Origin of the sequence: Vibrio sp. A11 (genome assembly GCF_013048705.1) — a bacterium.
GTDB lineage: Bacteria > Pseudomonadota > Gammaproteobacteria > Enterobacterales > Vibrionaceae > Vibrio > Vibrio metschnikovii.
Map to the genome: position 1 here is coordinate 110,351 of NZ_VHSI01000004.1, position 26,302 is coordinate 136,652.

The following is a 26,302-nucleotide window of genomic DNA, read 5'->3' on the forward strand; positions in this document are numbered from 1 at the left end:
TTTTTAGGGTCACATTGGTTAATGTGGCCCTAATTTTTTCTGATTTTAGACTGTTATGAGCCGCTTATTCATTGCTGAAAAACCCAGTTTAGCCCGAGCCATTGCTGATGCGTTGCCCAAGCCCCATAAAAAGCAGCAAGGTTTTATTGAATGTGCCAATGGCGATAAGGTAACTTGGTGTATTGGTCATTTACTGGAGCAAGTGGAACCGGACAGCTATGATCCGCGATACAAAAAGTGGAATTTGGCTGATTTACCCATCCTACCCGAAAAGTGGCAATTGAAGCCGCGGAAAACGGCGAGTCAACAATTGGCCGTAGTGCGTAAGTTACTAAAAAGTAGCCAAGAAATTGTCCATGCTGGCGATCCAGATCGCGAAGGTCAACTGTTGGTTGATGAGGTTATCGATTATTGTCAGGTCTCTAAACAAAAGCAGCAAACCATTCAACGTTTACTGATCAGCGATCTCAATTTGCCTGCGGTGAAACGCGCACTTTCAACAATGCGCAGTAATCGTGAATTTATTCCATTGTCGATTTCAGCCTTAGCACGCTCTCGGGCTGACTGGTTATACGGTATGAATATGTCTCGTGCTTATACCTTGCTTGGACAAAAAGCGGGTTATCAAGGGGTATTATCCGTTGGTCGAGTGCAAACACCTATACTGGGTTTGGTGGTCCGTCGTGATGCCGAGATAGCCCATTTTGTCGCCCATGATTATTTTACCTTACACGCATTGATCCCTTATCAAGTCGAAGGGCATGAGTTTGATATTCGAGCTCGCTGGCAGCCTAGTGACGCCTGCCAGCCTTGGCAAGATGAAGAGGGACGAGTGTTAAACCGCGCTTTGGTTGAAAATGTTGCCCGTCGTATTCAACATCAGCCTGCGATTGTTGTGGCGTCAGAACAAACGCAAACTAAGCAAGCAGCACCACTGCCTTATTCATTATCGGCCTTACAAATTGATGCTGCCAAGCGCTATGGTTTGAGTGCTCAACAAGTATTAGATATTTGTCAGTCACTGTATGAAAAATACAAGTTAATCACTTATCCACGTTCCGACAGTCGTTATTTACCTAAAGAACATTTAACTCAGGCGGATACGATACTGACGGCGATTGCTCATAATCTTCAGCCATTACAAACTGCGGTCGCCGGTGCAGACCGTACATTCCGTTCTAAAGCGTGGAACGACAGTAAAGTTGATGCGCATCATGCGATTATTCCTACCCCTAAGCAAAGTGCTGTACATGGACTTTCTGCTGCTGAGCAGAATATTTATCAGTTAATTGCTCGCCAGTACGTACTGCAATTTTATCCTCCCGCAGTATACGCTGAAGCTAAACTCGTATTTACCATTGCGGGAGGAACCTTTATTGCTAAAGGCAGACAATTGGTGTTCGCAGGCTGGAAAAGTGTCATAGGCCAACAAGAGCAACCTGAGGATGGAATTGATACTGTGCCGCCGCTACCAAAGGGGACATCGTTGATCTGTCGCGAAGGAGAGATGAAAACTTGCCAGACCGAACCGCCGCGTTATTTTACTGAGGCAACGTTATTGCAAGCGATGACGGGGATCGCCCGCTTTGTTGAAGATAAAGAGCTTAAGAAAATTCTTCGTGAGACCGATGGGTTAGGCACTGAAGCCACTCGAGCTGGCATCTTAGATACGTTATTCAAGCGTCAATTACTGACACGAGAAGGAAAACAGATAAAAAGTACTCCGGCTGGCAAAGGACTGGTGGAGGCGCTACCGCTGCAAGCCACTTATCCTGATATGACCGCTCATTGGGAGCATCAACTGCAAGCGATGGCAGAAAGAGGTCAAGCTTATCAACCCTTTATTGAAGATCTTGAGCGACAAATTAGCCAATGGATAGAGCAAGTGAAACAACAACCTGTCCCCGCCTCGTTGCGAGCTTTACCGCCGGTTAAGCGACCTGCATTTAAAACCAAGAAAAGGTCGACGAGCAGTAAAAGAAAAAGCCCGCCTGCACGTTGTTCAACCCCATAAAGGCGTTATCGCGCGGTGATTCACCATTGATTGATGAGGACGTTTAAGGTTTGTTGCGTGAAAGTTAGAATAAATCCACATAAAAATAATGGTCCTGTTGCATAAGCGGTAAATGTTTTCCATAGTAAGCTCCGGTTCTTGGATGAATATCACAAAGAATCAGGATGGAATCATCATACAGAGGCAAAAATGCCCGTCATTACGCTTGCGCTAGGAATACACTATGTTAAAGATACTTAGAGCCCTCAACGTTCGTCAGAAAATCTTGGTGATCGAACTCATTTCTCTGGCCATTATTGTGCTTATCAGCCTCTACGGGGTAAGTAAGTTACGAGAAATGGCCTTTCAAGAACGCCAACAAAGTGTTGAAAATCAAGTCCAATCAGTGGTCAGTTTAGTTGATTATTATGCTCGTTTAGCACCAAGAATTGGTGAAGAAGAAGCTAAGCAACGAGCGATCGAAGCGATCAAGGCACTCCGATATGACAATGGTAACTATTTTTGGGTGATGACGGCTAATGCTCGTCTAGTACTGCATCCTCTGCGCCCAGAAATGACCAATCAAGATATGAGTCAGGTACGTGATGGTTCTGGTCGTTTTCATTGGCAACAAATGGCACAGGTTGTTCAACGTCAAGGCGCTGGGTTTGTCGAATACACTTTTGTGCCACCGAATGGTCCGATTGAGGACAAAATTTCCTATGTTGCACAAGCCAATGGTTGGAATTGGGTCATTGGTACCGGCGTTATCGTTAACGATATCAATCAAACGGTGTATCACAATGCCTTATTTTATGTTGGCTTTGCTTTGGCGGGCGTGGTGATTACTTTACTGTTTTCGAGCATTATCGGTAAAAACATTACCGACCCTCTGGCTCTGTTTGTCACCAAAGTACAGCGGGCAGCGCAAGGGGATATGACGGTGCGTTTTAATCCTAAAGGACGGGATGAGATTGCTAGTTTAGGGCGTTCGATAAATTCAATGATCGAAAGTACCCATCAAGCTTTAATTACCGCCAAGCAGTCAGCGATGAATGCCGCTGAGATGGCGTCGTCAATCGCTTCGGCCAGTGAAGAAACCGCAACCAGTACCCAATCGCAGCGCATGCAATTGGAGCAGTTAGCGACCGCCATGAATGAAATGAATGCGACCATTCGCGATGTGGCGCAAAATGCCGAGCAAACCGCCGCTTCGACCGACGATGTCGCCAATCAAGCGTTAAGTTGTAATAGCATGATGGAGAGAACGGAGCAAAATATCGAACAGCTATCTCAAGAGGTCTCGCAAACCGATCAATTGGTTGAAGCGCTGCGGAATGATGTCGCGGGGATCAATGAAATTGTTGATGTGATTCAAGCCATCTCTGAACAAACTAACTTGTTGGCTTTAAATGCGGCGATTGAAGCCGCTCGGGCAGGAGAGCAAGGTCGCGGCTTTGCGGTGGTTGCTGATGAAGTGCGTCATTTGGCTGGCCGTACTCAGCAATCGACGCATCAAATTCAGCAAACTATCGAGTCCTTAATTGCCAGAGCGGGCAGTGCGTCACAGGCAATGAAGCAGTGTCATAGTCGTGTGACAGAAAATGTTCAAACCGCAACCGAAACTAAGCAAATGTTAAAACAGATGGTGACAGAGCTGACTCGAGCGAATGACATGGTGACCCAAATTGCCACCGCGGCAGAGCAGCAAGATACCGTAGCTGAAGAGATGAACAGCAATGTCAGTCATATTAATCTGTCGGCTGATCATATTAGCCAATCGGCGCAAGATTTGGCTGAACAAAGCCAGCATCTGGCTGATAGTGCTAACCAATTGGATGAGCAGTTACAGCGTTTTAAAGTATAACAACCGAGTTTATATCGGTTGTTATTGAGTCGGATAAAGACAACAAAGTGGAGAAGAGCTCTCCACTTTGTTATTGCCCTAACGTTGAATATTAAGAGCTAACCCCATTAAATCACTGCTTGACGGACCTTGGCAGAGATCCATTCACTTACGACGACCGTTGCCAAGACGACTAAAATAATCAAGGTGACTTGAGGCCAAGCGAGGACATTTAAACTAGATTGCAATTGCATGCCGATGCCACCCGCTCCAACTAAACCTAAGATCGCACTTTCGCGAATATTAATATCCCAACGAAAAACACTGATCCCAAAAAACGTAGGTAATACTTGCGGCACAATCGCATAATTTAAAACCTGTGCTTGACTTGCCCCCGTGGCGGTTATTGCTTCAATTTGAGTCAGTTCGGTCTCTTCAATGGCTTCATACAATAATTTGCCGACAAAACCGATGGATCGCAGTGCAATGGCTAAAATGCCAGCCAGTAGACCAGGGCCAAGAATCGAAACCAGCAGCAGTGCCCAGATCAAAGAGTTAATTGAGCGAGAGGCGACAATGACAAACAAAGCAATTGGTCTCACCAATACTCTAGAGGGTGTGGTATTACTGGCGGCTAAAAAAGCCAATGGCGTAGCCAGAATGACGCCCAGTAACGTACCTAAGGTTGCCATATTGAGCGTGTCCCACAATGGCGACCATAAGCGCTCCATATAAGACCAACGGGGAGGAAAGGCTCTGTCTATTAAATCAGCAGCGGCTTGAGGAGCATCGTAGACGAACACCCACATGGTATGTTCTGTCATGATATTCCAGCAATAAATAAACAAAGCCAGCAGTAACATCCAACCAACCCAAAGTAACAATTGAGTCTTTGGCGTACGATATTGCCAAGTTAGGCTTGAGTTGAGAGGATTCATTTCACGTATTTCCGTAGATAGCCAGAAGCATATTCACTGAGCATCACTATCGCAATAATCAGTAAGAGAATGGCGCCAGCACTGTCATATTCGTAGCGCGAGAGAGAGGTATTGAGTGTTGCGCCAATGCCACCGGCTCCAACAATGCCGATTACGGCACTCTCACGAAAGTTAATATCGAGTCGGTATAAGCACAACCCAAGTAGACGCGGTAACACCTGTGGCTGAATAGCATAATTAATCCACTGTAACCATGATGCGCCAGTGGCTTTAATCGCCTCAATAGGGGCGGGGTCGATGCCCTCAATTTCTTCTGCCAGTAATTTACCGATAAAACCAATCGTGGCGAAAGTTAAGGTCAAAAAGCCAGCAAAAGCACCAAAGCCAAATAAAGCGACGAAAAAGATTGCGACGATAATTTCTTGTAAAGAGCGACTAAGAGCAATAAAAGCGCGACAAATCATATAAACCCAAGTTGGACTTAAGTTGCGAGCTGCGCCAAGTCCAACCGGAATCGCTAAAGCAATACCCACCACAGTGGAAGTTAAAGTCATGGTTAAACTTTCGATCATTCCAGCGGAAATATCTCGCCAGCGAGTGGAAAAATCAGGCTGTAAGAATCCACCAATAAAGCGCTGTGCCCGTTCTAATCCTTCGTAAATCCTTAGCCAGTTAATATCTATACTGCCAATCGCGAACCATAAATAGATTAGGCACAAAAGAGTAATCACCCATCGCCAAACGCGACTTTTAATGATCTGTGGCGGTTTGCGCCATTGAGTTGAATAAGGTACTGGGTTCATGCATTCACCAATGAACGATGAGCTTGAGAGGCCAGTTCTGTGTCAAGGGATGATTCTGGCTGCCGCATGCTGGTCCAATCCTCTTCACCGTAAATTCGAGTCAATACACTTTCTGTTAGCTGCTGTGGAGATCCATCGAACACCACCTCACCGGCTTTTAAGCCAATAATTCGGTCGGTAAACTGCTGAGCGAGAACCACATCATGAATATTAATGATCGCTGGTAAGCCACGTTCGTTGCACATTTCAACCAATAAACGCATCACTTGGCGACTGGTTTTAGGATCTAAGCTCGCGGTTGGCTCGTCAATCAACAGCAGTTCTGGATCTTGAGCTAGAGCACGAGCAATACCTACCCGTTGGCGTTGTCCGCCAGATAATGCATCGGCTCTTTTGTCAGCATGTTGAAGTAAGCCCACACGATCCAGTAGACGATAAGCGTTGCTGATGTCTTGTTCGGGGTATTGTCGCCAAAAGCTGCGCCAAAACGAGACATAACCTAATCGTCCCGAGAGGACGTTCTCCATCACCGTTAAGCGATCAACGAGGGCATATTCTTGAAAGATCATGCCAATTTTTCGTCTTGCTTGTCGTAACTGAGTTTGAGAAAGTTGATTGACCGTTAAGTCATTTAAAATAATTTGCCCGTCACTGGGCTCGACTAAGCGATTAATACAGCGAATTAAGGTTGATTTCCCAGCTCCTGAAGGGCCAATTAAGCCAACAACTTGCCCTTTAGGCACACTGAATGAAACGTTATTGAGGGCCTTATCGCCCGTTGGGTAAGTTTTGGTTAATCCATTGATGGTCAGCATGAATCCACTCCTTGATGATAAAAAGCGCCAGATGATCAGTATCATCTGGCGTTTAAGGGTTAACGACAGGTGTATTGAACCCCCATGGCTTGATCGATTTCACGCACCACAGACCAGTGTTCTTTGAAGGTAATAGGAATAAACTGTGCTTCACCCGACTGAGAGAATTCTTTTTCCATCGCTGTACCTTTCCAATCAAAACTGAAAAAGGCTTGGCGGATTTTTTGTTGTAAATCTGGGTGTAGGTTGTAAACCACGCCATAACCTGTGGTTGGGAAACTTTCCGATTTAAAGATCGTGTTATAGCTGTCTGGGTTAATCACGTTTCTTGCGACCATGCGCTTGGCAACAGAATTGGCAATGGCAGCAGCATCATAGTCGCGGTTAACCACGCCTAAAATGGAGTTATCGTGAGCACCCGAGAAGGCGGGGGTATAATCTTTGCCTGCGGTTAATTGATAACTCGCTTCAAGTAGCGCTTGTGGCGCTTTAAATCCCGAGTTAGAGGTTTCTGCAGTAAATGCCAAGGTGCGACCACGCAGATCTTCAATCTTTTCAATTCCAGACGTTGGGTAGGTAATGATTTCCATTTCATAACCGTAGCTGCCGTCTTCTCTGGCCATCATCGCAAAAGGACGAAAACCCGCGCACGCGACGGCTAATGGGTTTGAACCTGTGTTAAATCCAGCGATGTGTAAACGTCCTGAACGCATGGCTTCAATTTGTGCGGCGTTAGAGTTAACTGGAAAAAATTGAACTCGTTTGCCAGTCACTTTAGCCATATGGTCTAAAAATGGTTTCCAGACATCCGCGTAAACCGCGGGATCTTCGACGGGCGTATAAGCAAAAATCAATGTTGATGGGTTCACCCAAGCTGACGCATTACTGGGGATATCGGCGACCAGATCACCATCATTATCTTTATAGCGTGAATCGAGCGAGAATTGTGCGTGAGCAAGTGGCGTTGCGATTAACGCCAGTGCGACGCATTGAGCTAACAATTTCATGATAAAACCTCAGGTTGTCGTCCTTAAACAAGTTGGTACACGGTAGAAGGGAAAGGTGACTTTTATGTGAATAAACCGTTAAGGCTTGATGACAATGATTATTTTTAGTGATGCGTAATGGGTAAAAGACTGGCGTTGTACTTACTTTTGATGGGGGATGCTGCGATGCTCACAAAGGTCGTCATTGGCTTTCCCCATCGAGTGATCAGCTATGATAGATTATAAGTTGCTTATCAACGTAAGTTTAAAAACAGCGGTTTTATGTACCTGAGCTGCTTATCTCTGGGTTAAAAAGAGTAATCATTATGATGGATCGTTTATTTGGTAGTAGTCGATTTTTAGTGTTAGCGGTTATCGTGACCAGTTTTGTTGCTGCGGTGATCTTATATCTCGTTGTGCTGTCGATTATGTTCGGTATTGTCAGTAATTTGTGGGGCGGAATTCCATCTGGCGTTACTCAAGGCAAAATGTTGGCGGTGAGGTTGCTAAAAGTCTTAGATATCTCACTGATTGCGATTACCTTTCAAATCATTGCCGCCAGTTTATATCGTCTTTTTATTCGCCCATCAGCTTTGGAGGCGAGTCCCTTTCTTTCTGCCCTCGCGATTAGAAATTTTCATGATTTAAAAATCACTTTATTGCAAGTGGCGGTGGTGATCATGATCATTCTTTTCCTTGAGCATTTGGTGGAAGTGGGTGCCAGTATTGAAACGCTGTATTTAGGCGCAGGGATGAGTATGGTGATTGCTGCGGCGATTTGGGCGTGGAAATCGATGAAGTAACAGTAAATGGACAAATTTTACTCGTATCACTGGCAAAACGCGCGATGATGAATTAGTATAATCTAAATAAGCATTTGCTAATCATTGTGGTGGGGGGATTGTAATGAAACCTAATGTTCATGAATTTTTTGATGCTAACACGTTTACTTACAGTTACGTGGTGGTCGACCCGAGTTCATCGAAATGTGCAATCATCGACTCTGTGCTGGATTACCAACCAGCATCAGGCAGAACATCTTATGAGTCCGCCGATAAAGTGGTCGCCTTTGTTGAACAACAAGGCTTATCAGTGGAGTGGATTTTAGAAACCCATGTCCATGCCGATCACTTAAGTGCCGCGCCTTACCTCAAGCAACGACTGGGCGGTAAACTGGCGATAGGTCAACAGATTACCGTGGTTCAAGATACCTTTGGAAAGTTGTTTAACGCAGAACAGGATTTTGCCGCAGATGGCAGCCAGTTTGATCATTTATTTACCGATCAGGAGTCATTCACGGTAGGTAACCTTCAGGCCAAAGCGATTCATACTCCGGGACACACACCAGCGTGTATGACTTACCTGATTGGTGACAGTGCTTTTGTTGGTGATACGCTGTTTATGCCTGATTACGGTACCGCACGTTGTGATTTTCCGGGCGGGGATGCTAAAACGCTCTATCACTCCATTCAAAAACTGTTCACCTTACCCGATGAAACGCGCGTATTTATGTGCCATGACTACAAAGCGCCGGGGCGAGAAGAATTTCTTTTCCAAACCACGATTGGTGAAGAGCGTGTGCATAATATTCATGTTGGTCATGGCGTGGAAGAATCTGCGTTTGTCGCCATGCGTCAAGCTCGGGATGCGACGTTATCGATGCCGACTTTGATCTTGCCCTCGGTTCAGGTCAATATGCGTGCTGGCGTATTACCTCCGGCTGAAGACAATGGTGTTCAGTATCTAAAAATTCCGCTTAATAAAGTTTAACTAACAAGGATAGTCTGATGTTGACATTGATTACATTAACCCCACAACTGACCGTTGCACCGCAAATTGAGCCAAGTGATATCGAACAGATCGCTGGTTTAGGTTTTAAATCGGTGATCAATAATCGGCCCGATGGCGAGGAAAGTGGCCAGCCATTGAATCAAGTGATTGAACAACATGCCGATCAGCTTGGTTTAGCTTATGTTCATTTACCTGTGGTGGGGGGCCAAATTAGCGAAGCTCAGATCCATCAATTTGGTGAATTGTTACAGACGCTCCCTCAACCTATCTTAGCTTTTTGTCGCACGGGAACCCGTTCTAGTATGTTGTGGTCATTGGCAAGTCAAGATAGCGCGATGTTCAGTGAGCGTTTGCAGGTTGCTACCAAGCAAGGCTTTAAGCTTGATGGTCTCGGCGAGCGATTTGCTCAGCGTTAAGCACAAGCGCGGTGAGTTGAAATTAAAGTAAATAGGGATCAGCCAATGAAGCTAGCTTGGCGTCAATATCTGCCCATCGTGACTTGGTTGCCGGAATACACTCGTCAGGCTGCCAGCAAAGACGGAGTGGCGGCGATCATTGTCACCTTGATGCTGGTGCCACAAAGTTTAGCTTATGCGATTGTGGCTGGTTTACCTCCAGTTTATGGCCTATATGCCAGTATTTTACCGCTGGTGGCTTACACCCTGTTGGGGACCAGCAAAACGTTGGCTGTTGGCCCCGTTGCGGTGATTTCGTTAATGACCGCAGAAGCGATTGCGCCTTTACATGATGTTGGGACACACGCTTATGTAACGGCTGCGGCGACGCTGGCGTTTTTATCTGGGCTGATGCTGTTAATCATGGCGGTGTTTCGCTTAGGCTTTTTAACGACGTTTTTAAGTCATTCAGTACTATCTGGTTTTATGACCGCCTCTGGCGTTGTGATTATTTTGGGACAATTACCTAAGTTACTGGGCTTATCAGTAGCCGATGGCTCGCTCAATGAAGTGTTGGCTGCTGTGCACTATCCGACCTTATGGCTGGGGCTGGGGAGTTTAGTACTATTGGTGCTTGGCCGACGTTATTTCTCCTCTTTATTACAAAACCTTGGCTGCTCTGCATCGTGGGCGGGCCATATCACCAAATTACTGCCGGTGATGGTCATGGTCGCAAGCATCTTGATCATTGATTACTTTCCACAGCACACTCAAGGGGTGAGTGTAGTTGGCGCTATCCCGACGGGGTTACCAAGTTTGGTTATGCCCGTGTTTGAAACCAACTTAATGGTTCAACTGTTGCCTGCAGCGCTGCTGATCAGCGTGGTCGGGTTTGTTGAGTCAGCGTCGGTTGGCCAAACGTTAGCGGCGAAAAGACGTCAACGGATTGAACCAAACCAAGAGTTGATTGCTTTGGGTGGGGCGAATATTGCCTCTGCGATACAGGGCGGGTTTCCGGTTACGGGGGGACTTTCTCGCTCAGTGGTTAACTATGATGCGGGAGCGGAAACGCCATTGGCGGGCATGTTGACCGCGATAGGGATTGGCATCACGGTACTGTATTTTACTCCATTGTTTAGCTATCTTCCTCACGCGGTTTTAGCGGCGATTATTATTGTTGCAGTATCGGCTTTGATTGATATCAAAGCCATTTTTACCACCTGGCGCGCCGCAAAAAGCGATGGCGTGGTGATGTTAAGTACCATTGTTGGAGTGCTCTTTATCAATATTGAGTGGGGGATCATCATTGGCGTGCTGCTCTCATTAGTGATTTTTTTATGGCGAACCAGTCAGCCGCACATCGCGGTGGTGGGATTAATCGAAGGTAGTGAACATTTTCGTAATGTGCAGCGTTTTCAAGTTAAGCAAAGTAAAACGGTATTAACTTTACGCATCGATGAAAGCTTATATTTTGCCAATGCCCGTTATTTAGAAGATAAAATCCCAGAGTATTTAGCTAGCTACCCTGAAACCCAGCATTTAGTGTTGATGCTTTCTGGGGTCAATCGTATCGATAGCAGTGCCTTGGAGAGCTTACATTTAATCGCAGAGCGTGTTGCTCAATCGGGTATTACTATGCATTTGTCTGAGGTCAAAGGCCCCGTGATGGATGAAATACAACGCTCAACGTTTTTAGAGCATTTCACAGGGCAAATTTTTATCAGCCAATTTCAAGCTTTTAGCTACTTAACTCAAGCCGAGCATCCCGATGAGGACTGGCGAATCTAACGCTACACCATGGGAAGACTTCTGTGATTAATCTCTCATATCTATCATTTGTGTGATAAACCTGTATAATTCGCCGCCTATCTATACCCTGATGATGTTCACCGATGGCCAGTCCGATGTCGGGGCATCATTACGGTATCAATACCTATTAATTGGTGTGTGACCGTTATCGGTTGTCACCCAACGGCTCGTTCATATTCATACCTAGGAAGACTTCTTTGATCTCTACTGCCAACATCACCATGCAATTTGGTGCAGAACCCTTATTTGAAAACATTTCTGCTAAATTCGGCAACGGTAACCGCTATGGGTTAATCGGTGCGAATGGATGTGGTAAGTCGACATTCATGAAGATCCTCAGTGGTGCGCTGACACCAAGCTCTGGTAACGTGTCGATGACGCCAGGTTTGAAGCTCGGCGTGTTGAGTCAAGATCAATTCGCCTTTGAGCAATTTAGCGTGATTGATACCGTGATCATGGGCGATCGTAAGCTGTGGGAAATTAAACAAGAACGTGAACGAATTTACGCATTACCTGAAATGAGTGAAGCCGATGGCATGGCCGTCGCTGAGCTAGAAAGCGAATTTGCCGAGATGGATGGTTATACTGCGGAAAGTCGCGCGGGAGATATTCTACTGCAAGCAGGCATTGAAGAATCGCTGCATTTTGGTTTGATGCAGCAAGTCGCTCCTGGTTGGAAACTGCGTGTCTTATTAGCGCAAGCTCTGTTTGCTAACCCCGATATTTTATTGCTTGATGAGCCGACCAACAACTTGGACATTCATACCATTAACTGGTTAGCAGAAGAGTTGAAGCAGCGCAAATGTACCATGATCATCATCTCTCACGATCGCCACTTCTTAAATGCCGTCTGTACCCATATGGCTGATATTGATTATGGTGAGCTACGGATTTATCCGGGTAATTATGATTATTTCTTAGAAGCATCAAGCTTGATTCGTGAGCAACTGCTAGCGGGGAATGCCAAAAAAACCGCTGAGCTGAACGAGTTACAAGATTTCGTCAACCGTTTTGGTGCCAATGCTTCAAAAGCTAAGCAAGCCAGTTCACGTGCCAAGAAAATGGATAAAATTAAGCTTGATGAAGTGAAATCAAGTAGCCGAGTAAGTCCACATATTACCTTTGGTGAAGGAAAAAAACTACATCGCCAAGCCCTTGAGCTACAAGAGTTAGCCCATGCCTTCGATGAAGGGCCATTATTTGAAAAAGGTAACTTGTTGCTAGAAGCGGGAACTCGATTGGCGGTAATTGGTGAAAATGGTGTCGGTAAAAGTACCTTATTGCGCTGTTTAGTCGGTGAATTGGCTCAAACGCAAGGCGTAGTCAAATGGTCAGAAAATGCCTCCATCGGTTATTGTCCTCAAGATAACACCGCCGATTTTGATAACGATTTAACCGTCTTTGAGTGGATTTCACAATGGCGCACCGCAAAGCATGATGATCTAATTGTGCGTGGTATTTTGGGGCGTTTGCTGTTTAGTGCTGATGATGCCAACAAAAAAGCCAAAAGCTGCTCCGGTGGAGAAAAAAACCGCTTAATGTTTGGTAAATTGATGATGTTAGACGTCAACGTTTTAGTCATGGATGAACCAACCAACCACATGGATATGGAAGCGATTGAAGCGCTAAACACGGCGCTAAAAGGTTATAAAGGTACCTTGATTTTTGTTAGTCATGACCGAGAGTTCGTATCTTCTTTGGCGACGTCGATTATTGAAATTAAAGATCAGCGCCTGCAAGTCTTTCAAGGCACTTATAACGAGTATCTTGCCCATCAAGAAAAACTACTCAGCGCCGCTTAGGTTTGTTATACCGATCGCCACGATGGTTAGATAATCGTGGCGGTTCATCTTTATAGTCTTATTAAAGATCGATTGATTGCCACTCAGGCAGTTTTTTAATCGCGATGGTTAATGCATTAAAGCAATCCACATCAATCGCGGTGTGTAGGTTGTCTTGCATTATTGCTAGTGCCTGAGGGATAGGAATCGCACCGCGATATGGCCTTTCAGCGGTAATCGCATCGAAGATGTCAGCGGTAGTGATGATCCGAGTCATTAGTGAAATCTCTTCGCCTGCTAATTGTCGCGGATAACCGGTCCCATCGAGTTTCTCGTGATGAGCGGCTGAAATGGTTGCCAAAGAGCGGAAAGCTGAGATGTTGATTAAGATTTGTTCAGTAAGTGAGGCGTGAGCTTTAACGGCTTCCCATTCTTGATCGTTGAGCTTATCGGGTTTATCCAAAATGGTATTACTGACCCCAAGTTTACCCAAGTCATGCAGCAAAGCCGCGCGTTTTAGCCAACGACGTTGGAGCGGGTCAATACCTAGCTGTTCGGCGATCAAATCAGCATATATCGCTACGCGTTGGCTGTGATCGGCGGTATAGGGACTTTTCGCGTCGACAATTTTGCCAAAGGCACTAACAATATCATCGAAATAATCATCATCGAGATAAATATTCGCTTGAGCCGGAGCCATTGCCATTATACGTTGGCGTATATCTTGCGCTTTGAGCCCATCAACAAACGATTCAGTTTTAGCAATAGAGACCAGAGTATCCACTAACGCTGGGTCAAACCATTGACCACTGCGTGATTGCACTTCTTGTAAAGCGGTTGAGAGATTGTGTTGGTATTGAAATACGTCCACCACTTGAGAGAGTAGGGCGATACGAGAGTAAAGTGGAATTTGTTCTTGCTGCAATTGTTCGGGTCTGCCCTTGCCATCCCAATGTTCATCTAAACTGTGGATACCTAGCGCAACCGGTTCAGAGAAGCGCAGCTCACGAGCAATGTCAGCGCCTCGCGTGCAGCGAGTTTGAATTAATTCTTGTGCGTAATCACCGCCATTTTTCAATATATCCAGCGTTGTGCTGATCCTTTCTATCCAACTTTGCCCAGCACCTGCATGTTTGATGACAAAGTTTATCGCGCTGGATAAGCTGGTGCCGATGGTTTTGTAATTACGTTTAAATGTACGATCATCGGTCATGTATAACTCACAAATTCGCGCCGCGTTACTACTACAGCCCGCATCTTTGAGTAATAAGGTAAAAAACAGATCGTGGCGTTGTGTCTCATCTAGGCCAATCGCTTGGCCAATGTGCATGCCAATCCAGCAGCAACGAATACAATGCTCTGGCGGTTGCCCTTCCGTCATATCGAGTGCGGCAGTTAAGGCTAACATCAGTTCAGAGAGCGGCATGAGGGGCTTAGAATAAGGTTGCGGTATGTGGTTTTCTAATATCGAATTTTCATGCATTAAGGACGGCTCTCAATAGCTTGTTACGGATATCCTTAGCTTAGTCGATTGTCGAGCGGATAGGCGAGAAATCAGCGAGTATCGATAAATCGCACCGCATTAATTTATGCCGTGCGATGTTGATGATTACCCTAAGACTAAGCGTATTGCGCTTCGAGTTGATTGGCTTTTTGATAAGCGGGGTGTGTGGCCAACTGACGCAAATAACGCGCAATATTTGGATAGTGTTCGATGACACCATCTTTGACCAAAATCTCAGCAATAAATGACATCATGATATCAGCCCCTGTGAGTTGCTCGGCGACCAAATAGGTTTTATCTGCTAAAGATTGGTCAAAATAGTGCATTACTTGCGCTGCTTCGTGATCAGCATAGCCTTTTAAAAAGTTGGTTTGACAACCATCTTTTGCGACAAACATCTGTAATAATAACGGTAAAATTGCAGAGCTTTCAGCAAAATGTAGCCATTGTTGATAGTGAACGTAATCAACACTGCCACGTTGCGGAGCAAATTGTCGGCCGTATTTTTCAATTAAATAATCGGTGATCGCCCCCGATTCGGTAACGATCAGTCCATCATCTTCAAGGACAGGTGATTTACCGAGAGGGTGTACGGTTTTTAGTTCGGGCGGTGCGAGAAACGTCGCTTTATCCCGTTGATAAGCGACAATTTGATAGTCGAGTCCCAATTCTTCCAGTAACCAGATAATCCGCTTTGAGCGTGATTGATTAAGATGATGCAGGATGATCATGATTTTTTCCTTTTAGATTGAAAGTGGTTGATTGACTTCAATCACCACTTTGCCAAAGTTTTTACCTTCCAGTAAACCGATAAAGGTTTGTGGTGCATTGTCTAAACCGGAGATGATTTGCTCGCGGTAGTGGATTTTTCCTTGGCTAAGCCATTGACTCATCTCGCGGGCAAATTCGCTATAACGATCGCCGTAATCATCAAAGATGATAAAGCCTTGCATACGAATGCGCTTAGTGAGTAGAGTACCCATCAGTAGTGGTAAGCGGTCGGGGCCAGTAGGTAGCGCGGTCGCGTTATATTGGGAAACTAAACCACAAACAGGAACGCGAGCTGAAGTATTCAGCAGCGGTAATACCGCATCAAAGACTTTGCCGCCAACATTCTCATAGTAAACATCGATGCCTTGTGGGCAGGCTTGGGCGAGTTGCTGAGCAAAATCATCCGCTTTGTGATCAAGACACTCATCAAATCCCAGTACTTGTTTGGCATAACGGCATTTTTCTTTTCCGCCTGCAATACCGACTACGCGACAACCTTTGATTTTGCCAATCTGGCCGACGGTTGCGCCAACAGGGCCAGTTGCTGCGGCGACAACCAAGGTTTCCCCTGCTTTAGGCTGACCAATATCCAGTAGTCCCATGTAAGCGGTAAAACCGGGCATCCCCATCACGCCTAATGCATAGGAAGGGGTTATCGGATCTCGCCCCAGTTTCAATATGCCTTCACCATTGGAGATGGCGTAATCTTGCCAACCAGTATAAGCAAGCACCCACTCACCAACAGTAAAGTCTGGGTGATGTGAGGTTTCAACTTGGCATACAGTGCCACCGACCATCACATCATCAATCGCAACAGGTTCAGCATAGGATTTAGCATCGCTCATGCGTCCACGCATATAAGGGTCGAGAGAAAGGTAAATGGTGCGCAGTAATACTTCACCTTGCGCAGGAGTTGGTTTGGCCACGTGCTGTAAACGAAAGTTACTGTCAGTCGGGGCACCATGTGGCCGAGAAGCCAGTACGATTTGGCGGTTGATCGTTTGAGTCATACATCAAATTCCAGTTATCAAATTAGACCAGTCGTCTAATTTTCGTGGGTAAAAAACCGCTATCGAAATAGCGGTATTCTATATAGACAAGCCACTGGTTTAACTTACAGGTTTGCCTTGTAATATTTGCTCGGTGGTAATAAGTGCTTGATCAAGTCCTTGATTATCTTGACGAAGTTTACTCAGTAGGCTCGCGCCAATCCACAAATTATACAACAGTTCAGCGGTTAGCTGGCTGTGCTGAACGTCAATTGAGCCTTCATTGACCCCTTGCTCAATACATTGAGCAATCGCATGGATAATGGCATTCGCCCCATTCAATAGTGCGATGCGCATCGCATCAGAAAGATCAGCGACTTCAGCACTTAACTTCACCACTAAACAACGCTGCGCATGGCACTGACCTTCACTTTGCTCATGCCAGTATTGCCAATAGCGCATTAATCGCTGGTAAGCGGTGCCGTGTTGGTCGGCAAATAGGTCATGAATTCGCTGTGAGTAATCAGCAAAGTAATCATTGATTAATGCTTCGCCAAATTGCTCTTTCGATTTAAAGTAATGATAAAACGAGCCTTTTGGTACGTCAGCGGTTTTTAATAATTCAGATAGGCCAACATTGGTAAAGCCTTTACTCACCACCAGTTGGTAGCCGACATCTAAAATATGTTGACGAGTATCATTGGTTTTCATGTTCATGACGACACTATAAAAATAACTAGACCAGTCGTCTAGTTATTTTTTCATCATTTTAGCTAAATCGGCAAACGGGTTGTAAGTCGCGCTTTGGTGCTCATCAAGCTTAGCGGTTGACTCAACGCCGTAACGTTCATGTTCGAGATACTTTGAATGCTCATGATCGTGACAATATAAGCATAGCAGCTCCCAATTGCTGCCATCTTCCGGATTATTGGTGTGATCATGATCTTTATGGTGCACGGTTAACTCGCGCAAGTTGGAGTACACAAATTCCCGAGCACATTTACCACATACCCATGGGTAAAGTTTGAGCGCTTTTTCTCGGTAACCACTTTCTTTACGTGCGTAATTGGCACTCGAACCGTAAAAATCCGACGACATATTGCATTCCTATCTTTAAATTTTCTTTGACGATATTAAAGACTAAAAGCCGCCGCAGAGCAAAGCTTGTATGAGGTTTTTGTCGGAGAGAAAGCGCTCAGGGCTAGGTTTTGCCTAATAGAGGGTGACTAACAGCTAAACTGTGATTGTCACCGCCACCAAAGCATGATCGGTACTAAAACTATCATCAGCAAAACTTGGGTTAACTAAATGCTGATCCAAAACCGTATAGCCGCTGATATTGCCTTTAGGGGCTGTTGATAAGGGAGAAAAGTCGGCGGAAAGTAGAATGTAGTCGAGCACCGATCCCGTGGCCCCTGCATAATAAGTCGCTTGGCGCATTTGCCCGGTTGCTTCGCTATAGATATCCCAACTGTCGTAAAACACATAATCACTCAGAGGATCTTGCGTTTCTGGTTTACGATACAAAGCTTGAGACATCAAACCTTGAAACTCTTCATGATGCAAAGGCTTATTAAAATCCCCCATTAGTACAAACGGGCGCTGAGTTTTTTGGCGAGTATGAATAATATATTGATGGGTTAAATTGACTTCAAAGCCACGCTGCACGGTAGATAACCAACGGCCAAGAGTTTCTTGTTGCCATTCTTCCACCAGATTGTTCGGAGCTTGGGCGGCTTCCGTAGCGCGCTGAGATTTAAAGTGCACGACATACACATCGATAGCCCCAAGTTTTGGGACTTCAATCGTCGCGTGCAGAGGAATACGATGAAAACTGAACGCTTGGTTTTGCTCAGGGAGAACAGCTTGTAATGGGCTTACTTGGGTTAAAGGGTAACGAGAAGCCAGCGCGACCACTGGATGGCGATAAATGTAGTCATCTTCAATCATTGGACTATCGACACACACCACGTGCGGGTAACCCAGAGCATTCATTTGTTGGCGTAGCGCTGCAAAACTGAACACTTCTTGAAAACCAATCACATCCGCGTTCAACTGCTGGATTTTAGTTGCAAACCAAGCGTTTTTTTTCTGCCACTGTTCATTGGTGTATATATTATCAAATTGATAAAATGCGTTGGGCGGCTCTAAGTAGTTAAACAGGTTAATCGTGGCCAAGGTTATCGTCATAAGTATTCTCGTCAGTCGCGTTTAAATTGATCTTATACCTCCTTTAAAAGGACACACACTATACCTCCTTTAAAAGGACACACACCAAAAGTATGAAAAAAGAATGATTTTTAGTTTTTTGGTGATTCGGTAGCACATTTATGCATCATTTATTGCTAAGGTTCCTTCACGTTTAATGGAGGACACTACTTTGACCACCGCTCGACAACAACTGGTTTCTACGGATGTAACATCTTATTATCACTGCGTTTCTCGCTGCGTGAGGCGTAGCTTTTTATGCGGTAAAGATACCTTGACCAATCGTTGTTATGAACATCGAAGAGAATGGATAGAACAAAAAATCTATTCGTTAACGAACGTCTATTGCATTGATATTTGTGCATACGCCATTATGAGTAATCATTATCATCTGGTTGTAAATATTAACCAAAATAGAGCATTAAAACTCACATTTCATGAAGTCGTTGAACGTTGGAGCCAAGTGCACAAGCTACCGTTTTTGATTCAACGTTGGCAAAATAAACAACTCACTAGCCTAGCTGAACAAACGCGCTGCATTGAACTAATTGAAGTTTGGCGGGAAAGGTTATCGAGCTTGAGCTGGTTTATGAAAGAGCTCAATTACGATATTGCTTGTAAAGCTAACCGAGAAGACAATTGCACTGGACACTTTTGGGAGAGCCGTTTCAAAAGCCAAGCACTACTTGATGAAAAAGCATTGGTAGCGGCAATGGCTTATGTTGATTTAAACCCGATTCGAGCGGGGATCGCTGATACCCTAGAAACCGGTGAATTTACTTCGATAAAAGCCAGAATAGATGCACTAAATAAAAATTTAGCGACAGCGCCTTGTTTGCATCCCTTTATTGGTAACCCAACTAATGAGCCGCGAGAGGGGATCCCTTTTCGTCTGATGGATTATTTAGAGTTGGTTGACTGGACCGCTCGCCAATATCGAGACGGCAAAGCGTCGATGAGCGATAAAATGCCAAATATCCTGTCACGGTTAAGTTTTAATTCAAAGGATTGGCTAAAAATCTGCACTAGTCTAGAGAAGTCGCGCGCGACAGCTATCGGTACTCGGCCTCAGGCGGTAATAGCGAAAGTGCTTCTGAAAAAACAAAGAGTACAGCTTTATCTCTTGGAATAAGCAACCTAACAACTGCTAAAGTCTAGTAAAAACGAGCCAGTAATTGTGCTGGTGGTAGTCCCTTCTTTTGAAATCACCCAACTATTTGATGTTTTACTTTTATATCTAAGTAAGGCCGTTTCTGAATCGCACATCAAGGTTAGTTTTTAAATCGATCACAGCGTTATCGAATGTATTTATAAGTGTATGTCCTTTTAAGCGGCCAGGCAGCATTATGGCCAAGAGAAAAATGTAGGTGTGTGTCCTTGATAAAGATGCTTGATAAAGATGTAGTGCAACAGGAATGGAAATACGTGTATAAAACACGTTATTGCTCAATTTAATCAAATACATATGTATCACCTACTTGTATTAGGTGACATTTGATCGTCTTAAAAAGAGAAAAGCCCTTGATTACTCAAGGGCTTGAATGTGGCGGAGAGATAGGGATTTGAACCCTAGGATAGCTATTAACCATCGCCGGTTTTCAAGACCGGTGCTTTCAACCACTCAGCCATCTCTCCGTGTGGCGCGAATAATATAAGGCTTCTTAGTGCTTGTAAAGTCCCTTTGATTTCAAGTGAATAAAATACGAGCAAAAAAGGCATTTTTATTTCCTTAACTGGCTCAAACCAACCAGTAAAGTGATATTCATGCTGGCTGGTTTGAGTTTTATCGCTGTTATTCAGTAACTTTTCCTCCGACTTCGGCATGGAGTGGCCAGTCGCCACTTTTAACTAAGTTGCGAGTAAACTCGGCGCTGTGTGCTAAGTCATAATTGTGTTCAATACAGGGTGAGTATGCGATCACTAAAGATGGACCTTGGTGTTCACCCGCGGCTTTTAAGGTCTTAATGGTGTGATTCATATTAGCCGCGAGTGCAATTCTGGCCACATAAACACCGGGGACGTGGCGGTAAAGCTCAATCAAATCTTTCGCTGGATTTGGATTAGGCTCGCTGCATAATTTCGCCGTTTGGCCTTGCGGGGTTGATTTAGACTTTTGTCCCCCAGTATTGGCGTAGCATTGAGTATCAAGCACTAATATGTTGATGTTTTCGCCACTTCTTAGTACATGATCGAGTCCACCGAATCCAATATCGTAGGCCCAGCCATCACCACCGATTAGCCATACTTGTTTTTCGACTAAGTAATCCAAAAGAAGATGCAGCTCAGCATGTTGAGGTTGTGCTTCAATCTGATTTTGCAAAGCTTGAATTTGCTGGCGACGTTCAGGAATATTCAACGCTTGAATGTTATCCGAACCTCCTTGTTGGGCTAATACATGCTCTGCTCGTGATTGAAGGGCTTTGACAGCCAGTTTCATACCCAGACCAAACTCGGCATTATCTTCAAATAAGCTATTGGCCCATGCCGGCCCTCGTCGATCCGCATTTTGACTATAAGGTGTTGTCGGTAAGTTACCACCAAAGATAGAAGAGCATCCGGTTGCGTTAGCAATGTATAGTCTATCCCCAAACAGTTGAGTTAGGGTTCGAATATAAGCGGTTTCGCCACATCCAGCGCAGGCATTAGGGTATTCAAAGTAAGGCTCAACATGTTGAAGCGTTTTGACATCAATACGTTCTTGTTGATAAATATTTTGTGTTGGTAAGGCTTCAAAGCGTTCAAATTGACCTACCTCCTGATCGTAACAATCGGGTTTGGCGACCATCATCAAGGATTTACGTTCAGGATTTTTCTTATCTTTACCCGGACAAACGTTCGCGCATAGCTGACAGCCAGTACAATCGTTGGGTGATACTTGCAAAGTGTAGATAGCATCTGGTTGATGACGAGAGCGGTAAGGCATGGTTTTTAATGGTGATAAATCTTCGCCTTCTATTGGTTCGACAATTCTCGCTCGAATGGCTGAGTGCGGACAAATCGCGACGCAGTAACCGCATTGAGTGCATAAATCTTCCGACCAGACAGGTAGCTGCTCGGAAATGTCTCTTTTTTCGAGATGCGATGTGTTGGTTGGCCAGCAGCCATCTGCGGGAAAGGCAGACACTGGCAAGCTATTTCCTTGTCTAGCGAGCAGTTGTTCAACTAACGATAAGGGCTCTGCAGAAGCACATGGCGTAGGGGCGATAAAGCTAGAGGCGACATGAGCAGCAAAAGGATTGTAATTAATATTCTCTGGTGTGGCTTCGATACACGCAATACTTCGTGTAATCAGCTCGGCCGATTTTCCTTGCAACTGTTGTTCACATAGGTTGCGCAGTTGGGTAAGCAGGGCTTGGTTATCTTGTTGATTGGTTAACAGTAGGGTAGTGGCGACCTGCATGACCACACTGGTTTTATTGTTAAGCTGATGTTTTGCCACCAGTTGATCGGCATCAAGGGTGATCACGCGAATTTGTTTCGCTTGAATTACGGCTTGTAGTGACGTCGGAATTTTATACCACAGCTCACTGCCTGTTTTATTGGTATTGATCAGTAAAATGGCACGATGAGCGAGGTGAGTACTAATGTCTATATCCCGTAATAACCCTTCTTGGCTCAGTGAAATGAGCTGCGCTTGACGGATTGGATAAGGCGTTCGAATCGGCTGTGATGAAAAACGTAAGTGAGTGGTGGTAATATTCCGTGATTTTTTTGAATCGTACTCAAATTGCGCATTGACGTTCGATTGATAATGTTGACCTAAAACCTTAAGCACATTTTTCCCAGCGGAAACGCTGCCATCTCCCCCATAACCATACATCAGCACTTGTTGTAAATGGTCGTCATTATGAGTGAGTTGGGCGATGGGTAAGTTGAGATGTGTCTTGTCATCGGAAATACCGATCACAAATTCTCTTTTTTGTTGCGCTTGAGGAGCCGAAAGCATATTAAAAATTTGCTCAGCATCTTCAGGATAAAAGGGCTTTCCGGCTAACCCGTATCGACCACGATATAAAGTAATCGAGCGAGGCTGGGTTTGTAATGCATGTAATACATCAAGATATAACGGTTCTCCGCTCGATCCTGGCTCTTTGGTTCTGTCTAGCACTGCGATTTGTTGCACGGTATTTGGCAGGGCTTCTAATAGCGCTTCACTGGGGAAGGGGCGATAAAGATGTATGCTGATCACGCCAATTTTCTGGCCGAGATTGACCTGTTGATCAACATAGCTTTTCAGGGTTTCGGTGACTGAACCAAGTGCCACAATAACCTGAGTCGCTTGTGGGTGACCAGTATAGCTGACTAAATGATATTGTCGTCCAGTATGCGCGGCAAAGTCATCCATGATGCTTTGTACGATAGATGGCGTTTGTTGATGATAGCTATTTTGCGCTTCTCGGCATTGGAAATAGCTATCACTGTCTGCGGTTGCACCACGTAGGCTTGGCCTATCAGGGGTTAAGGCTCGCTGACGAAACGCAAGTAGATCATCACCGGAAAGTAATTGCTTAATGGTTTGCTCATCGAGAGGAATAAGATTAGTCAGAGCATGTGAAGTGATAAATCCATCAAAAAAATGAATAAACGGTAACCGACAACGCAAAGAAGAAAGCGTCGCAATCAACGCCATATCTTGCGCTTGCTGGCCATCCGTTGCACATAACATGGCAACACCGGTCTGTCTCACGCTCATCACATCTGAATGATCACAAAAAATTGATAAAGCATGAGTGGCTAAAGCACGCGCCGCAACATGAATCACACATGGTGTGAGTTCACCAACCAGTTTATATAAGGTTGGTATCATCAATAATAAACCTTGTGATGAGGTAAAGGTTGTTGCTAACGCCCCACTCATTGCGCTGCCATGTACAACAGCAATGGTTCCTGTTTCCGATTGCATTTCAATCAGCTGAGGCACTTCCCCTAAAAGATTAGGCCGTTTTTGTGCTGCCCATGACTCACATTTTTCTGCCATAGTTGTGCTTGGGGTGATCGGGTAAACGGCGATCACTTCACTCAATTGGTAAGCAACTTGAGCTACCGCGGTATTAGCATCAGTAATCCAATTCATCACTCTGGAACCTCTGGTTAATCACAATGGTTGTGACTTAAGGCTAAACAAGTATGATTCCCTCACATAACGTGACGAAAACACGAGAAATAAAATGGTTAAGATGCAGAACATGCTGAAAAAGTACGATGGATATAAAATCATCATACTGATATTGCTGTACGGTTTGATAACCGTCATCGGGGTGATTTACCGTCAAGTTATGATAGAGACCGATATGGCGATGTTGTTCTTATTACTCAACATCTTAAGCGCATCGGTACTTCGGCCTAGCTATGCTTATATAATGACTTTAGCTGGGGTCATTATCTTTCATTACTTTCTGTTACCGGATTATCATTCGTTCCGATTTCAGAATGCACAGCACATCATTACTTATGCGGTGATGGTCTTTAGTGGGATATTCGCGATCAATATAACACAGTCACAACGGAAGGAAATACAGAAAAATAAACGCTTGCAATATAAGCATAAAAAATATTATCAGTTAGCTTGCCATCTTTCAGCGCTGCGCACTAGTGAGCAAATCGCGCAAGCAACGGTACAGTTTTTGAATAAAGAGTCAGCATTACGTGGCGCTGTGTTTTTATCTTCCCCAGACTGGCGACTGGTCGCCCAGCATGACAAATGGACTTTGCCAGATATCGACAGTTGGCAGCCTAATCAGCCGTTATCAGCGGCATCGGTATATTGGCTAAAAGATCGTGAGAGAGAGTTGGGAGCACTAGTGATACAAACCGATCAGCCGCCACAACGTGTTGAGCCTTGGGTTTTGTCTTTATTGAGTTTGTCGTTAGCGCGATCTCAGGCCAATCAAGCGTTAGCTCAAGTGGAGGCCACCAATCAATTAGAATCGATGCGCAGTACCTTATTAGCGTCAGTTTCTCATGATCTTAAAACACCCTTAGGGACGATTATTGGCGCGGCAACGACCTTAGCAGATAACGGTGTTGTTTTATCTTCGGTGATTCGAGATGAGCTATTACAGTCCATTGCCGAGCAAGGGCGGAGGTTGAATCGTAGTTTAACTAAATTGCTCGACATTACCCGTTATACCACAGGTGCTTTGGTCCCTAAGCTTGATTGGGTTGAGCCAGAAGAGCTGATTGGCAGCGTATTAGCGAGTCTGAACTCGCGACTGACATTCCATCACATTCAGTTTACCAGTACGCCGATGTTGGTGGAATTGGACAGTTTGCTGATTGAGCAAGTTATTTTAAATTTACTTGAAAATGCCATTAAGTATACTCCGCGAGGCAGTCAAATTACGATCACGACCGATTATACTAACGGACGGTTTATTTTAACGGTAGCGGATAATGGGCCGGGCGTGCCGGAGCCAGAATTAATACGTATTTTTGAACGATTTTATCGACTCAATGATCAGCAAAAAGATGGTACTGGGTTGGGCTTGGCAATTTGTCAGGTGATTATTTTAGCTCACCGAGGTGAGATCAGCGCGCATAACCTTGCGGGCGGAGGCATCTGTTTTAATGTGAGTATTCCTTGTCGATTGTATGATTTAAAGGAACTGTATGAACAGTGAAATAAAAGTCTTAATTATTGAAGATGAAGCACCTATTCAGCGTTTTTTAAATGTCCTGATCACGGGTTATCAATATCAGGTCAAAACCGCCTCATCGGCAGAGCAGGGGGTTGCGTTGATCGCCAATTGGAATCCCCATCTTATTTTATTAGATTTAGGATTACCGGATAAAGATGGGATTGAGCTGACCAAAGAGCTGCGTAGCTGGACACAGACCCCTATCATTATCATCTCAGCTCGAGAGCGAGAGACGGACAAAGTACTCGCCCTTGATGCTGGTGCTAACGATTACTTGACTAAGCCATTTGGGAGTGAGGAATTGCTGGCAAGAATTCGGGTTGCCTTGCGTCTATTTGAACAACCCGATCAGCAGGAGTTAGTGCAGTATCAATTTGGTCGAGTCGTGATTGATTTAGCTTTACAGCGTGTGACCAAAGATGGACAAGTGGTTAAGTTAACGAAAACCGAATACAACATTCTTAAATTACTGACCAAAAACATGGGTAAAGTTTTGACTCATAAACAAATTTTAAAAGAAGTATGGGGCAGTAACTATATTGAGCATCACCATTATGTACGTATTCACGTCGCTCAATTGCGTCATAAAATCGAAGATATTCCTGCTCAACCGAAACACATTATTACTGAAACAGGGGTGGGTTATCGTTTGGTGGATGAGGTTTGATAGTTAAGCACTGACTCGCATCAGATTGACTCGTATGTATCATGCTTAATTATCTCTCTTTATAAAAATTATATACGCCTACGCTTTATCTATACAACATGGATACATCGAATTACTTATAGTAATCACATGCCCACATTATGGTTCGATGGTGTGGGTTTGGGTTAAGTATTCAGACAGGTTGGGCGTGAATCTATAGTGGGATAGTTTGCGAAACACAACACAGAGTAATAACCAGTACATTTTTGTCGACGGATCAACATAACATACAGGATGTAAGTCATACGCGGTATTGTAAGGGTTGTACTGCGTCAAGTGAAAGTTCAAACCTGTAGAGTTGGGAACTACAGCGTTTGAATGGCAGCAAT

21 protein-coding genes and 1 tRNA gene are annotated in these 26,302 nt (G+C 44.7%); 10 read left to right on the top strand and 12 right to left on the bottom strand.

Annotated features, from left to right (window positions below; translation table 11 throughout):
• Nucleotides 1-55: 55 nt before the first annotated feature.
• The gene (locus FKQ60_RS06040; RefSeq protein ID WP_161439368.1) at nucleotides 56-2,014 is read left to right on the top strand and encodes a DNA topoisomerase III; all 1,959 of its coding nucleotides are present in this window, start codon (nucleotides 56-58) and stop codon (nucleotides 2,012-2,014) included.
• Nucleotides 2,015-2,237: 223 nt separating this feature from the next.
• Nucleotides 2,238-3,860, top strand: coding sequence for a methyl-accepting chemotaxis protein (locus FKQ60_RS06045; protein ID WP_158144828.1), 1,623 nt, complete (start codon nucleotides 2,238-2,240; stop codon nucleotides 3,858-3,860).
• A 107-nt stretch (nucleotides 3,861-3,967) separates the two neighbouring features.
• On the opposite strand, the gene phnE (FKQ60_RS06050) is transcribed toward FKQ60_RS06045, so the two are convergent.
• From phnE (FKQ60_RS06050) to phnD, 4 genes are read right to left on the bottom strand one after another with little or no spacing between them, the layout of a single operon-like run.
• A complete protein-coding gene (phnE, locus tag FKQ60_RS06050; RefSeq protein ID WP_170906183.1) occupies nucleotides 3,968-4,777 on the bottom strand; it encodes a phosphonate ABC transporter, permease protein PhnE in 810 nt (269 codons plus the stop codon).
• Nucleotides 4,774-5,580: a phosphonate ABC transporter, permease protein PhnE gene (phnE, locus tag FKQ60_RS06055; protein WP_004394833.1), complete on the bottom strand. Its 807-nt coding sequence runs from the start codon at nucleotides 5,578-5,580 to the stop codon at nucleotides 4,774-4,776. Before phnE (FKQ60_RS06055) ends, phnE (FKQ60_RS06050) begins: the two co-directional genes overlap by 4 nt.
• Nucleotides 5,577-6,395, bottom strand: coding sequence for a phosphonate ABC transporter ATP-binding protein (phnC, locus tag FKQ60_RS06060; RefSeq protein ID WP_004394834.1), 819 nt, complete (start codon nucleotides 6,393-6,395; stop codon nucleotides 5,577-5,579). Before phnC ends, phnE (FKQ60_RS06055) begins: the two co-directional genes overlap by 4 nt.
• Nucleotides 6,396-6,454: 59 nt before the next feature.
• Nucleotides 6,455-7,402, bottom strand: a complete 948-nt coding sequence (phnD, locus tag FKQ60_RS06065) for a phosphate/phosphite/phosphonate ABC transporter substrate-binding protein (RefSeq protein WP_161426435.1) — start codon at nucleotides 7,400-7,402, stop codon at nucleotides 6,455-6,457.
• Nucleotides 7,403-7,707: 305 nt separating this feature from the next.
• On the opposite strand from phnD, the gene FKQ60_RS06070 reads away from it, so the two are divergent.
• From FKQ60_RS06070 to FKQ60_RS06090, 5 genes are all read left to right on the top strand, one after another.
• Nucleotides 7,708-8,184, top strand: a complete 477-nt coding sequence (locus FKQ60_RS06070) for a YqhA family protein (protein WP_040904169.1) — start codon at nucleotides 7,708-7,710, stop codon at nucleotides 8,182-8,184.
• Between the two features lie 103 nt (nucleotides 8,185-8,287).
• Nucleotides 8,288-9,151, top strand: coding sequence for an MBL fold metallo-hydrolase (locus FKQ60_RS06075; protein WP_170906184.1), 864 nt, complete (start codon nucleotides 8,288-8,290; stop codon nucleotides 9,149-9,151).
• Between the two features lie 17 nt (nucleotides 9,152-9,168).
• Entirely contained in the window at nucleotides 9,169-9,588 is a 420-nt protein-coding gene (locus tag FKQ60_RS06080; RefSeq protein ID WP_170906185.1) for a TIGR01244 family sulfur transferase, read from the top strand.
• A 45-nt stretch (nucleotides 9,589-9,633) separates the two neighbouring features.
• The gene (gene sulP / locus FKQ60_RS06085; protein ID WP_154170529.1) at nucleotides 9,634-11,355 is read left to right on the top strand and encodes a sulfate permease; all 1,722 of its coding nucleotides are present in this window, start codon (nucleotides 9,634-9,636) and stop codon (nucleotides 11,353-11,355) included.
• A gap of 218 nt (nucleotides 11,356-11,573) precedes the next feature.
• Nucleotides 11,574-13,178 (top strand): ABC-F family ATPase, encoded by a 1,605-nt coding sequence (locus FKQ60_RS06090; protein ID WP_004394840.1) that lies wholly within the window; start codon nucleotides 11,574-11,576, stop codon nucleotides 13,176-13,178.
• A gap of 61 nt (nucleotides 13,179-13,239) precedes the next feature.
• Here the strand turns inward: FKQ60_RS06090 and FKQ60_RS06095 are convergent, their stop codons facing one another.
• The 6 genes from FKQ60_RS06095 to FKQ60_RS06120 all read right to left on the bottom strand — a co-directional run bounded on the left by FKQ60_RS06095 (nucleotide 13,240) and on the right by FKQ60_RS06120 (nucleotide 18,611).
• The gene (locus FKQ60_RS06095) at nucleotides 13,240-14,640 is read right to left on the bottom strand and encodes an HD-GYP domain-containing protein (RefSeq protein WP_272870379.1); all 1,401 of its coding nucleotides are present in this window, start codon (nucleotides 14,638-14,640) and stop codon (nucleotides 13,240-13,242) included.
• Between the two features lie 137 nt (nucleotides 14,641-14,777).
• Nucleotides 14,778-15,392, bottom strand: a complete 615-nt coding sequence (locus tag FKQ60_RS06100; protein WP_170906186.1) for a glutathione S-transferase — start codon at nucleotides 15,390-15,392, stop codon at nucleotides 14,778-14,780.
• 12 nt (nucleotides 15,393-15,404) lie between these two features.
• Entirely contained in the window at nucleotides 15,405-16,442 is a 1,038-nt protein-coding gene (locus FKQ60_RS06105; RefSeq protein ID WP_170906187.1) for an NADP-dependent oxidoreductase, read from the bottom strand.
• A 99-nt stretch (nucleotides 16,443-16,541) separates the two neighbouring features.
• On the bottom strand, nucleotides 16,542-17,138 hold the full coding sequence (locus tag FKQ60_RS06110) for a TetR/AcrR family transcriptional regulator (protein ID WP_170906188.1): 597 nt from the start codon (nucleotides 17,136-17,138) through the stop codon (nucleotides 16,542-16,544).
• 36 nt (nucleotides 17,139-17,174) lie between these two features.
• Nucleotides 17,175-17,519, bottom strand: coding sequence for a YajD family HNH nuclease (locus FKQ60_RS06115; RefSeq protein WP_004394845.1), 345 nt, complete (start codon nucleotides 17,517-17,519; stop codon nucleotides 17,175-17,177).
• Between the two features lie 135 nt (nucleotides 17,520-17,654).
• A complete protein-coding gene (locus FKQ60_RS06120) occupies nucleotides 17,655-18,611 on the bottom strand; it encodes an endonuclease/exonuclease/phosphatase family protein (protein ID WP_004394846.1) in 957 nt (318 codons plus the stop codon).
• 175 nt (nucleotides 18,612-18,786) lie between these two features.
• On the opposite strand from FKQ60_RS06120, the gene FKQ60_RS06125 reads away from it, so the two are divergent.
• Nucleotides 18,787-19,761, top strand: a complete 975-nt coding sequence (locus FKQ60_RS06125; protein WP_170906189.1) for a transposase — start codon at nucleotides 18,787-18,789, stop codon at nucleotides 19,759-19,761.
• Nucleotides 19,762-20,173: 412 nt separating this feature from the next.
• Here FKQ60_RS06125 and FKQ60_RS06130 read toward each other — a convergent pair.
• Together FKQ60_RS06130 and nifJ are read right to left on the bottom strand one after the other, a co-directional pair.
• A tRNA-Ser gene (locus FKQ60_RS06130) sits at nucleotides 20,174-20,264 on the bottom strand.
• A gap of 157 nt (nucleotides 20,265-20,421) precedes the next feature.
• Nucleotides 20,422-23,703: a pyruvate:ferredoxin (flavodoxin) oxidoreductase gene (gene nifJ, locus FKQ60_RS06135; RefSeq protein WP_170906190.1), complete on the bottom strand. Its 3,282-nt coding sequence runs from the start codon at nucleotides 23,701-23,703 to the stop codon at nucleotides 20,422-20,424.
• Between the two features lie 112 nt (nucleotides 23,704-23,815).
• Between nifJ and FKQ60_RS06140 the strand changes: the two genes are divergently transcribed.
• Nucleotides 23,816-25,249, top strand: a complete 1,434-nt coding sequence (locus tag FKQ60_RS06140; protein ID WP_170906191.1) for an ATP-binding protein — start codon at nucleotides 23,816-23,818, stop codon at nucleotides 25,247-25,249.
• Nucleotides 25,239-25,934 carry a response regulator gene (locus FKQ60_RS06145; protein ID WP_154170546.1) on the top strand — a complete coding sequence of 232 codons (696 nt, stop codon included), beginning with the start codon at nucleotides 25,239-25,241 and terminating at the stop codon, nucleotides 25,932-25,934. The genes FKQ60_RS06140 and FKQ60_RS06145 overlap by 11 nt, the downstream gene beginning before the upstream one ends.
• Nucleotides 25,935-26,302: the final 368 nt, after the last annotated feature.